Genomic DNA, 15,045 nt, shown 5'->3' with positions numbered 1-15,045 from the left:
ATGTGTAGGCCAGTCTTATTGAAGTTTACTTTAATTATATTTCTTGAGGAGGGAATGTATGAATCGAACAGAACAAGTTCTAGCTTGGATCAAAAAAAAGAGTAATCAATCGAAAGTATCCTTTACGACGTTAGAGATTTCTCAAGCCTTAAATATGAATCGCACCGCCGTTAGTCGGGAATTGAATAAATTAGTGCAAAACCGACAATTAAAAAAAGTTGCAGGTAAACCAGTCCTTTACATCTTGAATATGTTATCTGAGGAGTCACCGTTACCTAAAAGAATCAGAAAAGAGGAACCCTCTCCAACTAAAAAAAGCTCCATTTTTACTGAGTTTATTGGTACAAGTGAAAGTTTGAAAAACCAAGTTAACTCAGCCAAAGCTGCAATTATGTATCCGCCTGATGGTCTGCATACCATTTTGCTGGGCTCAACCGGAGTAGGTAAGAGTACGTTTGCCAAGGTAATGTACAAATACGGCCAAGAGATCGGTAAGTTTAGAGGTAAAAGTCCTTTTGTCCACGTGAACTGCTCGGATTATTCCAACAATCCTCAACTACTGCTGTCTGTCTTGTTTGGTTATGTTCGGGGGGCCTTTACAGGAGCAGATACTGATAAGGATGGGTTAATTGAGGAAGCTAATAATGGATTACTTTTCTTGGATGAAGTTCACCGGTTACCGCCAGAGGGACAAGAGATGTTATTTACGATTATTGATACACAGCAGTACCGAAAGCTGGGAGAAACCTCCAGTCAGAGCCATCCAGTCAATGTGCTGATTGTTTGCGCAACAACTGAAAATATCGAGAGTTCTCTGCTCCATACCTTTAAACGAAGGTTTCAAATGGTATTGAAGCTGCCAGATTTGAAAGACCGGACCTTACAGGAACGAATCCAGCTGGTGGATTCTTTTTTCTGTTTAGAATCAGAAAAAATTGAGAAAGAAATCTTTGTGGAAAAACAGATTGTGGAAAGCCTGACTCGTTACAACTGTCCGGGAAATATTGGTCAGCTGAAGAATGACATCCAAATTCTGTGTGCCAAAGAGTTTGCCCAAGCAGTTATTCAGGGCTATGACCAGATAAAAATCAGCATCGATCAGCTAGATCGCTCGTTGTTGCCAGAGATAGATATAGAGGACAGAGGCTTCTTTCAAGACTGTACTTATTACATGGGAAATAAAATTATGTTAAACCGACGAACTAAAGTGGAGCTGCCGATCGAGAGTACCATTGACTCTTCGTTTTATCAGAAAATTTTAGAAAAATATTCGACGCTGTTGAAGGAGGGAAAATCTATTAAGGAAATTCAGCAGAAGATGACTCTCTTTATGAATCAGCGTTTTAATATTCAGATCGATGCAGTTGAAAGTCGAGAACCTCTCAGTAATAAAGGGATTGAGAAACTAGTTTCAGAGGAAGTATTAAGTATTGTCAATACAACCATTCAGAAAATATCGGCGGATCTAGAGGTGAACTGTGATCAAAAAGTGACCTACAATTTGGCTCTGCATGTAGAAGCCTTAGTTCTAAAATGCAACTCCGGATCACGTAACTTTAGCAAGCGAAAAATTTCTGAGGAAGCTAAACAAACAGCTTTTCATCCCTATGCTCAAAAATTGGTTAAAAGTATTAATCGAAAATTCCAAATAAAAATTCCTTTAGAGGAACAGGAAATTATTGAACTATTTCTAGAGACTATTTATAAAGATACACGCAAAAATCCAATTGGTATCCTGATTATTATGCACGGAGTGGGTGTGGCAACGAATTTAGCAAAAATGGTCAACGATTTATTGGGAATCCACCATGCAGAAGGATTGGATATGCCCCTAGAGGATACGATCGAAAGTGTCTATGAAAAATCCATCGATATTGTGCGACGGATTGACCAAGGAGCAGGAGTTCTGCTGCTGGTGGATATGGGTTCTCTCAGCACTTTTTCTGTCAGATTGAAGAAAGAACTGGGGATCAACGTGCGAGTAGTAGACAATATCACGTCACCTCTGCTAATTGAAGCTACCAGAAAAGCATTGTTTACTAATCTGGAAATTGAAAGCCTTGTCAATGAACTGTTAGAGGAGAGTACTTATTTCACCAGTCATCGAAAGAATACAACCATTTTTGATTACTCCAGCCGACGATTAATCAAAAATAAAGATCATTTATTTTACCATTCTTTGGAAAAAAGTGTCACTTTTCTAGATATCCGGCGAGCTTCGGAAATCTTAGACGAAATCTTGCTTTCTTTATCGGAGCTTTTAGCGTTTGAAATTATTGATACGTTAGTTATTAAATTCTATTTCCATTGCTTAGCAATGATTGAACGTTCTATTCGTAAAGAGAATTTGGCTTTCGAATTACGAAGCGAGGATAAAGATAATTACTTCTATCAGATTGAAAAAGAGTTGCAACTGCTGGAACGGATATACGGGATCAGCCTGCCAGAAAGCGAAATTTTATATGTAACCAAGATGGTGAAAACCTTCGTTTAGACAAAACTATTTGTTACACATCTCTTGTTACAGATAGTTTTGAACTTGTTACAGATCATTTTTATGATGTGTAACAACTGATCTGTCACAGATCGAGAAAAAACTCTCGTATTTAGCCAAAAAGATGTGTACCAGATTTTTGGCACAGCAATTGCTTATATAGAAAGTGAAGAGGAGGAAAAGAGATGATCAGTATTTTAGTAATGACACATGGCGAATTAGCCAGGGGCTTTATCGAAAGTAGCAAAATGATTGTCGGAGAGACCGAAAAACTAGAGTGGTTAGGACTTTATCCTGGTGATAACATTGATGAATTCAATGAAAAGGTTATCACGAAAATAAAACAATTAAATGATGGATCTGGGGTATTGATTTTCACGGATCTTTATGGTGCTAGTCCTTTTAAAGCAACGGCCTATTGTGCCAGTAAACTAGGGCCGCAGTCGTACCGCTCAATCGCGGGTGTAAACTTTCCGATGCTGATTGAAAGTATTTTAATGCGAGACAGCAAGGATCTGGATACATTAGCGCTCCATATTATGAGCACAGGACAAGAGGGTATCAAAGAATTGTTTGTTGAAGCAGGAGCATTTCAAAAGGAGGAACAAGCATGAGAAATATTGTATTTGCCCGTATTGACGATCGCTTAATTCACGGACAGGTGATGACTGCTTGGGTACATGAAACCAAGGGCAACGAAATTGTCATTGTGGACAATGAAGTGGCACAGGATGAATTTTTAAAAATGATTATGGCTTCATCAGTACCAGCCGGTATTAAGGTATCTGTTTTAACAGAGGACGGAGGGATTGAATATTTAACACAACAAGCTGACGACAATAAAATCATTGTTTTAGCCAAGAATCCTCACGTGATTGAGAATCTGATTGATGGTGGAGTGGTAATTGAGGCTTTAAATGTTGGAGGTATGGGGGCTCGAAAAGACCGCAGTAAGCTCTACCGAAACATCTCTGTTAGTGATTCTGAGCGTCAGTGTTTCAAAACGCTTGCCGATAAAGGAGTCCGCGTATTTGTTCAAGTAATACCGGAAGAAAACAGTGCCGATATTAAACAGTACTTATAGAAAAATGGGGGAAAAATATGGAAATCAATTTATTTCAAGCACTTTTAATTGGCTTTATTTACTATTTGAGTATTAACGGAACACCATGGTTAACATTGCTTGGAAGCACGGTTTTAGCAAGGCCGCTGATTTGCGGCACGTTAGTCGGATTGGTTTTAGGGGATGTTGTTCAAGGGTGTATGATCGGTGCAGCCATTAGTTTACCTTATTTGGCTTATATTTCAGCCGGTGGGACAGTACCGATGGACCCAGGCTTGGCGGGAACGTTGGGAACCGCATTAGCAATGGCAGCGAATGCTTCACCAGAAGTAGCGGTCTCAATGGCAGTGCCGATTGGATTGTTGGGAACAGTCATTTGGATTGCTCATATGACCGTTGATATATCCTTCTTACACATGATTGATCAGGCTGCTGACGAACTAAATCCCAAAAAAATCGAACGAATTCAAATGTTTATGCCACAATTGTTTTTGCTGTTAATCTCAGTTATTCCAGTCTTTATTATTACTTATTTTGGTTCCGGAGTGGTGAAGGATATTCTGGATGCATTGCAAGGAAAACCACTGCATGTGTTAGAAGTAATTGGCGGCGTGCTGCCGGCACTTGGGGTCGCGATGATTTTAAAATCTATTATGAGCAGGGACACCGCAGTGTTTTACTTCTTAGGCTTTGTATTGGCAGTTTATTTGGGTCTACCGATTATTGCCGTATCAATACTTGCCTTCATCATTGCTTTTGTTTATACACAATTATTGTTTAAAGGAAATGCCGGACTAGAGTAGGGGGAAGCAGAATGGAAAATAAAGCAAAGAAATTAACCAAGAAAGAGTTAAAAAAGAGTTTTTGGCGATGGACCTTTTTCTCTCATTCTAATTATAATTATGAACGAATGCAGTCTTCAGGGTTTCTATTGGCAATGTTGCCAGTGCTTAACAAGCTTTATGGGGATGATGAAGAAGAATTGAGAGAAAGCTACAATCGGCATCTAGAATTTTTCAATACCGAACCGCATTTTGGTGGAATTATTGGTGGATTGACTATTGCATTAGAAGAAGAAAAGGCTTCTGGAGCTCCGATTACTGGTGATGCCATTAACTCGATTAAAACAGGTTTAATGGGACCTTTAGCAGGGATTGGTGATACCTTGTGGCAAGGGACCTTGGTTCCGATTCTATTGTCGATTGCCATTAGTATCGGATCAGACGGGAATATATTTGGTCCGTTGTTCTATATTATTTCTATGTTTGTCATTATGTTGGGGATTGCCTATTATTTATGGATGCAAGGCTACAATTACGGTAAAGAAGGTATTCAGAAATTAATGAATGGCGATTTACTAAAAAAGGTGATGCTGGGAGCGAAAGTTATGGGTGGCGTGGTTATCGGTGCTTTGACCGCTAATTATGTCAGTTTGAGTACGAGCATGGTTTTCAAATTTGGTGATTTAAAGTTGAATGTTCAAACAGATATTTTGGATAAGCTGTTAGAAGGTATGCTGCCACTAACGGTAACAATGCTGGCACTATATTTTTTAAATAAAAAAATGAAATCTACCATGGTATTATTGATCCTGGTTTTAATCTCAACTATCGGCGCGATCATCGGAATTTTCTAAGTAGCGAAGGGAGCTAACAATATAATGGATACATGCAAAGCAGCAATTTTCACCGAAGTAGAAAAATTAGAGGTAGTTGATATTAAAAAACCTGTTCCTAAAGCCAACGAGGTTTTGGTCGAACTTAAAACCTGCGCAATTTGTACTTGGGAGCAGCGGGTCTATAAAGGGATCAATCAAGTTGATTTTCCTTTCATTGGCGGGCACGAAGAAGCTGGAATTATTACCGCAGTCGGTAGTGATATTGATCTAAAGCTGTGGAACATCGGTGATCGGGTGGTAGTTGGGATGCTGACTTCCTGTGGTGAATGTGAAAATTGCCGAATTGGTGAAGAAAGCAGCTGCCAAAATTTCAGTTATGAAAATATGGTTGGCGGCTTGGATACACGTGGTATGGGCGGCTTTTCTCAATATTTGGCGGTTCCTGTCAGCAAGCTTTTCAAAATCGCTGATAAATTAAGCTATGAAGAAGCAGCCTTGACAGAACCCCTATCTTGCGTTGTGCACAGTGTTGAGTTAGCAAATATTCAACTAGGTGAAAGTGTTGTGGTTATCGGAGCTGGGATAATGGGTGCATTCCATGCAATTTTAGCTCGTAATAAAGGCGGCCGGGTAATTGTAGTAGAACCAAATGAGCAGCGCTTAGACTTTCTAAAAACATTAGGCTTTAATGAATTAATCAATCCGAATCAAGTGAATGTCGTAGAAGCAGTTTTGGCGCTAACAGATAATAAAGGTGCTGATATTATTTTGAACACAGTGGGTGTTTCCAAGCTGGCAGAAGAGTCAATTGAGATGAGCGCTTTGTATGGACGAGTGGTACTGTATAGTTCCTACCATCCCGATACACCGATAAGTGTCAGCCCGAATAAACTGCACCGTCGAATGACTAAGCTAGTCGGAACGGCCAATTCCAATACCCACGATTTTATCACTGCTATGAAATTGTTAAATGAAGGGATTGTTGACGTGAAGCCGTTTATTTCCGGCACTTATCCACTCGTTTCTATTGTAGAGGGGATACAGGCAGCCCTAACTCCGGAAACTTATCGAATTGTTATAGCAATGGACTAGTTACAAGCAGCAGATGCATCCGTGTCTGCTGCTTATTCCTTTTCAAACAGTTGTATTTACCAAAGTATAGTGAGATAATCCAGCTAGTCTTTGCGATGGGGAAGCATCTTGCAATTAAAAAAGGAGCGTGTTACATGGTTACATTAAAGTCATCAAGAGAAATAGAACAAATGAAAGAATCAGGTGCAATTTTAGCAGGCATACATAAACAATTAAGAGGGTTCATCAAACCTGGAATCACGACCAATGAAATTGATCAGTTCGTCCAAAAGAGGATTGAGGAAGCAGGAGCTGTGGCTGCACAAATTGGTTTTGAAGGTTATAAGTATGCGACTTGTACCAGCGTAAATGACGAAATTTGTCACGGTTTTCCTTCGGATTATTGCTTGAAATCCGGTGACATTGTTAACGTTGATTTCTGTGTCGATTACCATGGTGCAATTTCGGATAGCTGCTGGACCTATGCAGTTGGTGAAATCTCTGATAAACATAAAGAGTTAATGGAAGTGACCTATGAAGCCTTGATGCGAGGAATTGAACAAGCACAGGTGGGAAATCGTGTGGGGGATATTGGGCATGCGATTCAGACCTACGCTGAGGACAAAGGCTATAGCGTGATCCGTGATTTTCTAGCCCATGGGATTGGACCATCAATTCATGAAGATCCGATTTTTCCCCACGTAGGTATAGCTGGTAAAGGAGCGCGTTTAAAAGAAGGCATGACGATTACCATTGAGCCAATGATTGCAACAGGTACTTGGGAGATGCAGATGGATCTAAATAACTGGACAGCTCGCACGATTGATGGGGGATACTGTGCGCAATATGAACATTCCATTGCAATTACTAAAGATGGTCCAGTGATTATGACCTTGCAGGATTAATGGCTGAAAAAAACTGCCGCATCAGTGATGCGACAGCTTTTTTTATATATCTTCTGTTTCAATATATTGGAAATTCTTAGTGTCTGCTTTAAAGCTGTATTTATTTCCCAAAATATACTTGGCAATATGCAAGGTCCGATCACTAGAACGTTCTAGATTCGAACTGATATCAATAAATACGACACTATCTCCAGCACGTCCTTCACCGGCATTCATCAAGCGAATATACTTCGAACGCAGCAATTCTACCAATTGATTGATTTCCTTTTCCCGCTCCAGCATCCTTTCTGCTAATTCAACATCGTCATCTTCCAAAACAGTCAGTGCATCACGAATATTTTTCCGTACCTTATCAAACAACAATTCCAGATCCTCGTCATAAAGGATATAACTATCCCGTGGGCTTGGTTTCTTATTGCGCTTGTCTTTTTGTCGTTGTCGTTCTTCGCGGTCAATGGACTCTTCAATGTAACGAATGATATTGATGCAGTGATCCCCCATTCGCTCAAAGTCTTTGGTGAATTCCATCAGCATCGCCTGTTCCTGACTCTCTAAATCAGACAATTCAGCTGTAGAAATCTTCACAAGAAATTCCGTTAATTCAACATCAAAGCGATTAATGGCTTCCTCATATTGACTAACATCTTCCTGCCATTCATTCTTAGGATCCAGATAAAATTTCTTTGCAGCATCCAAGGCCGACAGCACATAACGTCCCATTTGAATGACCTCGTTGGAAGCCTGTTCAATCGCCATGTTAGGCGAAGTATAAATCAGGGAATCGCTCAAGGCCGTTGGTCGAATGTTCAAATTCTTTTCGGTACCTGGAATGATCTTTTTCACAATAATTTCAATTTGTGGAATGAACCAGAATTGAATCGCTAAATTGGATACGTTAAATAATCCATGAGCAAAAGCAATTTGCATGGCCGGGTTTAAATTAAATGTATCTGTTAAAAAAATTACTACGTGTGTAAAGGGCGTTAATAATAAAGTAAAGATAACTGCACCAACTAAATTGAAAATGACGTGCGAAGCGGCGGTTCGTTTAGCTGCAACACTAGCCCCTAAAGAGGCGATAACAGCTGTAATTGTCGTTCCAATATTGTCACCGAACAAAATCGGCAATGCAGCAGACAGTCCTAAACTTCCTTGCATATATAATTGTTGTAAAATTCCGATTGTTGCGCTGGAACTTTGCAGGACCATCGTTAGTAAAGTTCCAATCCCCACGCCTAAAATCGGCAGGTGAGACACTCGAATCATTAAGTCATTAAATTGTGGCAAATCCTTTAAGGGGTCCATACTGCTGCCCATTAATTCCAGTCCGAAAAACAGAGCACCGAAACCAAACAGGATTTGTCCCAAGTACTGAAGTGACTTGCGTTTAGTGAAGAATAGCAGCAAAGCCCCAATACCCATAATGGGGAGAGCATACTCACTCAAATTAAATCCGATGATGAATGCGGTTACAGTGGTGCCGACATTTGCCCCCATGATAACCCCAATCGCTTGCTTTAAAGTCATAAATCCAGCACTAACCAATCCGACGGCTAGAACTGTGGTACCCGAGCTGCTTTGAATCAATCCAGTAACAATAAGCCCAGCCAGGACTGCTCGCAGAGGGGTTGAAGTAAATCGATTCAGTATTTCCCGTAAACGATTCCCCGCTGCTTTTTGCAGACCGTCACCTAAATACTTGATCCCAAATAGAAAAATTCCTAAGCCACCTAAAAACGTAAAAAACATCTCTTGATAAGACACCTTACAACCTCCATCACATCTTTTAAACCACCAATCTAAACATAAACAAAAAAACGTCTCATGTAAACAATTTTTTTGTATTTAAAGTAAATTTTTTTGCAAATTATCAAAAGAAGCAAAGTAAAAACTTTCTGTGATTTCGATAAAGAAAAATAACGCATTCGTATGCTTTGTTTTTTTTACTTATTTCAGCTAATCTAATGGAAGAACGTGCAAATATATATAGGTAAGGGGAAATTGAAGATGAGAGTTGTGTTCCATGTCGATGAATTAGGTAAGCTTAGTGAAGCCCGTCATAATATTCAAAACCTGTTAGCAGCAGATAAAAATGCGGCAATTACTTTAGTTGTTAACGGGGAGGCCATTCAAGGCTATTTGCTGCCAGCTCAGCTTGAGTTTATGAAGGACTGTCCAACAGTCAGCTATCTTGCCTGCAACAACGCCATGAAAGCCCACCATATAAAAAAAGAAGATCTGGCAAAGGAAATCGAGGTTGTCCCCGCTGGGGTGATGGCCCTTGTCCGTCTTCAGCATGAAGGGTACGCGTATATCAAACCATAGAAACAGCCGTGCTGCAAACCAGTACGGCTATCTGTTTTCATTCCATTTTTTGGGACTCCAAATGTTTCCTTCTAAAGCCACCTGTAAACTTTCGTTGTCATCCTCTAACTGTTCGATGTAACGAAGTGCTTCTTCAATTACCAGCTGATTCTGCTCATTTTTTAACGTCTGTAGCTGTTCAGCCAACCAAGTATTGCGCATGATCTTCACCTCATTATGAGTGTAACATAGGCCGATAAATCTGCTCTTGCTCCTGCTTGTTAATTTGCGAGCACATTGTTAGAACAAGAAGTACTTCAAGCGTATAATTAAAGGTGTAAAAACAGGAGGGAATTAATATGACAAACAAAGAAGAAATTAAAGGAAAATTAAATGAAGCAAAAGGTAAAGCGACAGGTGACAATAAAGATGAACTAAAAGGCAAGATTCAGCAAGGCATGGGCAAAGCGAAAGAAAAAGCTGAGGATACTGCCGATGATGCTGCTGGAAAAATGAATAAGAAGATCGACGAACATAAAGAAAAAGAATAGAAGAAATGGACCCGTTAGCTCCCCCACAGCTAACGGGTCTATTTTGTTGTTAAAATTTCCTATCTTGAGAAGCTAGCCAGAACAATCCGGACTCAATACTATGAGTAACCTGATCATCAAAGTAAAAACTAGGTGTGTTAGGCTGTTGAAGTAAGGTCTCATTTTGAGTCAAGGTCTGACTTAGCGACTGTGGTGAAGTCTTTCCTGCAGAAATGACAAAATATTTTGGAGCAATAACCACATTGTAAATTGAAACGAGATTCACCAGATTTTTCAGAAAGGTTTCTTCAGAAGCTGGCAGCTCCGAGTCCATCAAAAACGGCAGAAATTTTGCCTCTCCAGCCAACGATTTTTCCCCTTCAATTAACTGACCATCAGATAAAATGGTTACCCCAGGCATACTATGAGGAGGGTAGTATATTCCAACAATGGTCGTTCCCTCCAGAATATTTTGGTCCAGCGAATAACCAATCGTAAACAAATGTGCATCATTTTGAATACGGACAGGTGCATCTGTTAGCTTAGCTAAATCTCCTACTATATCCCAACCATTCAATTCCTGCTTCCAGCTCGATATTAAGGTTCCTTGAAAGACTTTTCCTGGAATGGAAATACTAATGGCAGCGATAGGTACCACAGCAGAATGAATAACTTCTTTTAACTTCTCCAGCAGATCACTTCTAGTTAACTTATTCAATGCTAGCGAACCATAGCGACTTTCTTTCCTATCTTGAAAAATAAGTATGAAGGGATAGTGACATGGTATGCTTAAGGGAGGTCTTACAAGAGGAATTAGTAGGTTGAATAATTGTATCTAAAGCTTTAACGCCTTAATTAGTATTTTCCGAATTTTATTGTCCACTTTTTGGTACCTTCAGACGTTGTATAGGTGAAAGGAGAAAATCAAATGAAAAAGGATGTGAAATTTGAAGAAGTTCTGCTTTCGTTGGGGCAAGAGATGACAAACCTCTTGGTAAAAAGAGGCAGTTCTTTTGAGGATGCAGAAGATGCGGTATCTCAGACATATCTCACCATATTTTCGATTCTTCCCGAAATTACGCAAGACAATTTGAGACCGTGGTTTTTTCGAGTATCTTTTAACAATTATATAAACATTTATAGGAAAAAAAGAAGGGAGCAGGGGTTCGTTCATAACTACCATGTTTTTCAATCAGACTTTTCAGAAGAACACTCGAAATTATTTGAATTGATTGATTCATTGACTGCTGCAGAACAAGAGTTAATCCTGCTTAAATACTTTTATCAACTGTCCTATAGCGACATTTCTGATTTATTAGGGATATCCATCGAAAATGTACGCAAGAAACTATACCGAAGTCGGAAAAAATTAAAGAAAAGCTTGGAGGACTGATCATGGATTTAAACAAAAGCATCCAGAAAGCAAAAAGAAAAAATCTAGTACGAATTGCAGGTATCTCAATACTGATTACTCTGGTTAGTTTAGGCTTATTGATCGTTGCCTTAGATAAAATCGCAACAAATAATTACCGCAAATTAGACAAAGCCTTGTTCAATTATCAAACAATTGCTGCACCAAATACTCAAATCGATTCTCAAGTAATTGCCAACAGTTCTTTCTTGGGTGGAGATGTTGTAACGAACCAATCCAAAAATATTGATGGGTATATCGTACCTTGGAGCAGCTTACGCAGTAAATATACAACTTGGCGTAATTCGATTGATTATAATGAGTTGACAAATTCTTGGTACCATTCAGACCAAAATTCCTATGAGTACAATCAACAGACTAAACAAAAGGTGGCGAAATTTTATCATCCGAATATCAAGAAGTATTATGATAATGTGAAAAATGAATTACCTGAATTAAAAAAAATGGATAATTATGTTGCCGAAGTGGCCATTTCCTTTGATCGACCGTACACTTACCGTGAAGTGCAAGAAATGCTGCCAGAAAACATCAATGTCGTGTGGCTTTACTTATTTTCAGAAGAGAGGGATGAACGGGTGGGGCCTTCCGGCATGCCGGTATATGGCTTCCAATTGAGCAACGATGCAAAAAATAATTCAGCCGATAAAGATAATTTCTTTGATTCATTTGACACACATTTTGCTTCCGCTGGTAATAAGCAAGCCGCTGCCTTTATTAAGGAAAACAAAGATAAGAAAATGGATGAGTTGCCAGTACTGGGCGTCATGGTAACCGGGCAAACCCAGAACCTTACTGAGCTAGAGAATCAATCCTATATCAGAGGCAGTTCAATCGGCGTAACTGTCCCAACAGTTCCATACATTACACCAGAAAAATAGCTTTGCGTTCAGTCTGAACGTTAGACAAAAGAAGTTCAAGTACTTTGCTACCATTTTTAAAAGACAATCCTAATTTTAACTCCATTGCAATAGGCAAATTAAAAAGCTGCGTAACCGACTTCTGAGACGTTTACGCAGCTTTTGCAGTATTTATTTTATTGATCATTCTCTAGCTCATACGTTTTATAGCTCTTCGACTCATACAAATCTTTGGTTGTTTGTCCACCATTTTGCGAATAAACACTGGTAGACTTTTCAGCCAAATTCTTTTCCTCAGTCTCTAAACGTTCCAAAGAATTCTTGTAGCCAAAGTCAGTAGGATCCACTGGGTGAAGACCTTCGTTATTGTAAAATCGCAGTAAATCACCATTATTAATCTTATCGGACATCGCCAATTGAGTCGCTACTTGTTCTTTCACAGTTTCGGCCTCACTAGGCATTTCACTGATAATCCCACCAGTCTGTGTATGGTACAGAGAACCGCGATGATACGTGTACTCAGGAGAAATAAAGTCACCATTTCTAAAGGTTACCATTTGATTATGTTGAGCAGAAAACAAATCTTGACCTAGGAAAGGATATTCCTGACTGTTGACCCCCAGCAAATGAAGCAGGGTAGGCAAAACATCTACCTGTCCGCCGTAAGTTGACTGAATACCGCCATTTTCTTGACCAGGAATATGGAACATCAACGGCACCTTCTGCATCTGTACCTGGTCATAATTGTTCCAAGACTGACTATCTTTTCCTAACAAACCAGCCATGCTTTGATTGCGTGATTCTGAAATACCATAATGATCCCCGTAAAAGACTAAAATAGAATTCTCGTATAGTCCGCTAGCCTTCAGATAATTCACAAATTCCTCCACTGAACGATCCAAATAATTTTCTGTGGCAAAATAGCCGTTGATGGTTTTATCCTCGGTAGCCGCCATTGGGAAGCCTGCTTCATCATTTTTCAGCGGAGCATAAGGATAGTGATTTGAAACCGCAATAAACTTCGTATAAAACGGCTGCTGCAAATGCTCTAGATAAGGCACCGATTGCTGGAAAAAAGGTTTGTCATGCAAACCATATTGGAAGGAATTGTCCTCGTTCACATCATAATAGGAAGCATCAAAGAAATTCTGATAGCCAAACCGCTTATACGTTTCATTTCGATTCCAAAAATTCCCTGCATTGCCATGGAAAGCGGCGCTAGAATAGCCTTGAGTCTGATTCAGAATCGCCGGTGCAGCATAAAAGGTATTTTTATCCCCCATTTGACTAAACAACGATCCTTGGCTCAAACCAAATAACGAGTTTTCCAGCAGAGTTTCAGCATCACTGGTCTTACCAGCACTAACCTGATGGAAGAAATTCTCAAAGCTAAAGGTGCTCTTATCATGATAAAGCTGATTAATGAAAGGCATCACTTCATGTTCTTCACCGTTCTCATCCTTTAATTTATAATCGATCACAAATTGCTGTGTACTTTCCAAATGGATATAAATCACATTTTTTCCCTTAGCAATACCAAACAGCTCGCTATTCGGTTCTGCAAAATGCGCGCTAGTGTAATCCTGAACTTCCACTAGTTCATTAGGACTCGCTTCAGCACGAACCTGGTAGGTATTGTAAGTCTGGATGCCATCTAGTGCTGTGTAAACATTCATTCCTAAATATTTCACCAAATAGCTTCTAGAAAAGTTCCGAGTGAGAAGGCCAGTCCGACTAGTTTCGGCTAAAAACAAATTGCCCGAAAAAAGTAAGAGTGCGCCAAGAGATACCGCAAATGCTTTACGAGCTCGAATTCGTTGCGTAGAGACCTGAAGCTTTTTCTTCCATAGAAGAAACGGCAGAATGAACAAATCAATGAAATACAGCAGATCGCTAAGATGAAGCAGCTGCAGCGCACTTTCACCTAAGCCGCCGCTTACCTTGCCTACCCCCAGCATCGTATTGACTGTTAGAAAATCCGTAAATTCTCGATAATACATAATATTGGCGAACAATAGCATCAGCTGTATTGCATATAAAACAAAGGCTGTAATGTAGGCCAGCTTTTCTCTTCTTATATAGAGGGAAAAAGAAAGAATCAAAAGACTCGAAGCCAATGGATTAATCAGCAAGATAAAATACTGCAGCGCATTATCAAGTCCCAAATCAAACTCTACAAAATAAGCAAATAGCGCCTTCATCCATAGCAACAAAACCAACAGGAAAATAAATCCAATTCGCCCGTTAAACCAACCACCCAATTTATTTTTCATTTAAAAATTCCTACTTTCAATCAATAGCCATAGTCTATTTTAACATCTTTGAGCAGGTATAAGTTTTTTTACAGTGAAATTTAAAGAATAAGGGTTAACATGATCGGTCCGTGGGATTGGGCTGACATATCCTGTTAAGAGGTTGCGCACTTTTCAGTCAAAAAACCAAAGCGAAAAATAGACAAAGAAAAATGCCCACGTAAATAATGAGAGCATAAGAGGCGTAGAGAGAGATTACTATTTGTTGTATTCGTTGAATTTGTTAATCAAGCTCACAGTATCATTTTGAGCTAATTTACCAAGGCTTTGACTTTGCTTAATCTCAACAAGTAGAGCATCGAATAATATACTTATATCAAGGATAGAGTGAGTTTTTAATCCAGCTTTTCCCAGTCCTTTTGTCTATCTTTCTTCCCAAAATCATCTGGAAAGTGGACAGTAGCTAGATAAATATCATAGTTAGCCGTGCTTCACCCACTCCTTAACATGTTCTGGGGC

General features: G+C 39.5%; 15 protein-coding genes. 11 read left to right on the top strand and 4 right to left on the bottom strand.

All coding sequences use genetic code 11. The features are described from left to right. Nucleotides 1-58: 58 nt before the first annotated feature. From IGI49_RS20970 to map, 7 genes are all read left to right on the top strand, one after another. Nucleotides 59-2,494 carry a sigma 54-interacting transcriptional regulator gene (locus IGI49_RS20970; protein ID WP_429965643.1) on the top strand — a complete coding sequence of 812 codons (2,436 nt, stop codon included), beginning with the start codon at nucleotides 59-61 and terminating at the stop codon, nucleotides 2,492-2,494. Nucleotides 2,495-2,679: 185 nt separating this feature from the next. Beyond that, nucleotides 2,680-3,108 carry a PTS sugar transporter subunit IIA gene (locus IGI49_RS20965; protein WP_429965644.1) on the top strand — a complete coding sequence of 143 codons (429 nt, stop codon included), beginning with the start codon at nucleotides 2,680-2,682 and terminating at the stop codon, nucleotides 3,106-3,108. Beyond that, nucleotides 3,105-3,578: a PTS sugar transporter subunit IIB gene (locus IGI49_RS20960; protein WP_207703539.1), complete on the top strand. Its 474-nt coding sequence runs from the start codon at nucleotides 3,105-3,107 to the stop codon at nucleotides 3,576-3,578. Before IGI49_RS20965 ends, IGI49_RS20960 begins: the two co-directional genes overlap by 4 nt. Nucleotides 3,579-3,595: 17 nt before the next feature. Beyond that, entirely contained in the window at nucleotides 3,596-4,360 is a 765-nt protein-coding gene (locus IGI49_RS20955) for a PTS mannose/fructose/sorbose/N-acetylgalactosamine transporter subunit IIC (RefSeq protein WP_429965645.1), read from the top strand. A gap of 11 nt (nucleotides 4,361-4,371) precedes the next feature. Further along, a complete protein-coding gene (locus IGI49_RS20950; RefSeq protein WP_429965646.1) occupies nucleotides 4,372-5,193 on the top strand; it encodes a PTS system mannose/fructose/sorbose family transporter subunit IID in 822 nt (273 codons plus the stop codon). Between the two features lie 24 nt (nucleotides 5,194-5,217). Then, the gene (locus tag IGI49_RS20945; protein WP_429965647.1) at nucleotides 5,218-6,267 is read left to right on the top strand and encodes a zinc-dependent alcohol dehydrogenase; all 1,050 of its coding nucleotides are present in this window, start codon (nucleotides 5,218-5,220) and stop codon (nucleotides 6,265-6,267) included. A 134-nt stretch (nucleotides 6,268-6,401) separates the two neighbouring features. Beyond that, on the top strand, nucleotides 6,402-7,151 hold the full coding sequence (gene map, locus IGI49_RS20940) for a type I methionyl aminopeptidase (protein ID WP_429965648.1): 750 nt from the start codon (nucleotides 6,402-6,404) through the stop codon (nucleotides 7,149-7,151). Between the two features lie 42 nt (nucleotides 7,152-7,193). Here map and IGI49_RS20935 read toward each other — a convergent pair whose 3' ends face one another. After that, complete coding sequence (locus tag IGI49_RS20935) at nucleotides 7,194-8,915, bottom strand: Na/Pi cotransporter family protein (RefSeq protein ID WP_429965649.1); 1,722 nt, start codon at nucleotides 8,913-8,915, stop codon at nucleotides 7,194-7,196. Nucleotides 8,916-9,158: 243 nt separating this feature from the next. Between IGI49_RS20935 and IGI49_RS20930 the strand changes: the two genes are divergently transcribed. After that, complete coding sequence (locus tag IGI49_RS20930) at nucleotides 9,159-9,476, top strand: DsrE family protein (protein ID WP_429965650.1); 318 nt, start codon at nucleotides 9,159-9,161, stop codon at nucleotides 9,474-9,476. A gap of 27 nt (nucleotides 9,477-9,503) precedes the next feature. On the opposite strand, the gene IGI49_RS20925 is transcribed toward IGI49_RS20930, so the two are convergent. Next, nucleotides 9,504-9,677: a hypothetical protein gene (locus IGI49_RS20925; protein ID WP_207703546.1), complete on the bottom strand. Its 174-nt coding sequence runs from the start codon at nucleotides 9,675-9,677 to the stop codon at nucleotides 9,504-9,506. A gap of 137 nt (nucleotides 9,678-9,814) precedes the next feature. On the opposite strand from IGI49_RS20925, the gene IGI49_RS20920 reads away from it, so the two are divergent. Then, nucleotides 9,815-10,006 carry a CsbD family protein gene (locus IGI49_RS20920; RefSeq protein WP_429965651.1) on the top strand — a complete coding sequence of 64 codons (192 nt, stop codon included), beginning with the start codon at nucleotides 9,815-9,817 and terminating at the stop codon, nucleotides 10,004-10,006. Nucleotides 10,007-10,055: 49 nt separating this feature from the next. On the opposite strand, the gene IGI49_RS20915 is transcribed toward IGI49_RS20920, so the two are convergent. Then, on the bottom strand, nucleotides 10,056-10,703 hold the full coding sequence (locus IGI49_RS20915) for an ROK family protein (protein WP_429965653.1): 648 nt from the start codon (nucleotides 10,701-10,703) through the stop codon (nucleotides 10,056-10,058). A gap of 210 nt (nucleotides 10,704-10,913) precedes the next feature. Here IGI49_RS20915 and IGI49_RS20910 point away from each other — a divergent pair, with 210 nt between their 5' ends. Together IGI49_RS20910 and IGI49_RS20905 are read left to right on the top strand one after the other, a co-directional pair. After that, nucleotides 10,914-11,378 carry an RNA polymerase sigma factor gene (locus tag IGI49_RS20910; protein ID WP_429965654.1) on the top strand — a complete coding sequence of 155 codons (465 nt, stop codon included), beginning with the start codon at nucleotides 10,914-10,916 and terminating at the stop codon, nucleotides 11,376-11,378. A gap of 2 nt (nucleotides 11,379-11,380) precedes the next feature. Then, the gene (locus IGI49_RS20905) at nucleotides 11,381-12,295 is read left to right on the top strand and encodes an anti sigma factor C-terminal domain-containing protein (protein WP_429965655.1); all 915 of its coding nucleotides are present in this window, start codon (nucleotides 11,381-11,383) and stop codon (nucleotides 12,293-12,295) included. A 155-nt stretch (nucleotides 12,296-12,450) separates the two neighbouring features. Here IGI49_RS20905 and IGI49_RS20900 read toward each other — a convergent pair whose 3' ends face one another. Then, nucleotides 12,451-14,547, bottom strand: coding sequence for an LTA synthase family protein (locus IGI49_RS20900; RefSeq protein ID WP_429965656.1), 2,097 nt, complete (start codon nucleotides 14,545-14,547; stop codon nucleotides 12,451-12,453). Nucleotides 14,548-15,045: the final 498 nt, after the last annotated feature.

Origin of the sequence: Enterococcus sp. AZ071 (assembly GCF_050499065.1) — a bacterium.
Taxonomy (GTDB): domain Bacteria; phylum Bacillota; class Bacilli; order Lactobacillales; family Enterococcaceae; genus Enterococcus_A; species Enterococcus_A ferrettii.
This window is presented reverse-complemented; position numbering and strand designations above follow the sequence as displayed.

Coding starts and splice junctions, on each gene's coding strand:
- IGI49_RS20970 (WP_429965643.1), top strand. CDS start 59: ATGAATCGAACAGAACAAGTTCTAGCTTGGATCAAAAAAAAGAGTAAT.
- IGI49_RS20905 (WP_429965655.1), top strand. CDS start 11,381: ATGGATTTAAACAAAAGCATCCAGAAAGCAAAAAGAAAAAATCTAGTA.
- IGI49_RS20960 (WP_207703539.1), top strand. CDS start 3,105: ATGAGAAATATTGTATTTGCCCGTATTGACGATCGCTTAATTCACGGA.
- map (WP_429965648.1), top strand. CDS start 6,402: ATGGTTACATTAAAGTCATCAAGAGAAATAGAACAAATGAAAGAATCA.
- IGI49_RS20945 (WP_429965647.1), top strand. CDS start 5,218: ATGGATACATGCAAAGCAGCAATTTTCACCGAAGTAGAAAAATTAGAG.
- IGI49_RS20900 (WP_429965656.1), bottom strand. CDS start 14,547: ATGAAAAATAAATTGGGTGGTTGGTTTAACGGGCGAATTGGATTTATT.
- IGI49_RS20910 (WP_429965654.1), top strand. CDS start 10,914: ATGAAAAAGGATGTGAAATTTGAAGAAGTTCTGCTTTCGTTGGGGCAA.
- IGI49_RS20925 (WP_207703546.1), bottom strand. CDS start 9,677: ATGCGCAATACTTGGTTGGCTGAACAGCTACAGACGTTAAAAAATGAG.
- IGI49_RS20950 (WP_429965646.1), top strand. CDS start 4,372: ATGGAAAATAAAGCAAAGAAATTAACCAAGAAAGAGTTAAAAAAGAGT.
- IGI49_RS20930 (WP_429965650.1), top strand. CDS start 9,159: ATGAGAGTTGTGTTCCATGTCGATGAATTAGGTAAGCTTAGTGAAGCC.
- IGI49_RS20965 (WP_429965644.1), top strand. CDS start 2,680: ATGATCAGTATTTTAGTAATGACACATGGCGAATTAGCCAGGGGCTTT.
- IGI49_RS20920 (WP_429965651.1), top strand. CDS start 9,815: ATGACAAACAAAGAAGAAATTAAAGGAAAATTAAATGAAGCAAAAGGT.
- IGI49_RS20955 (WP_429965645.1), top strand. CDS start 3,596: ATGGAAATCAATTTATTTCAAGCACTTTTAATTGGCTTTATTTACTAT.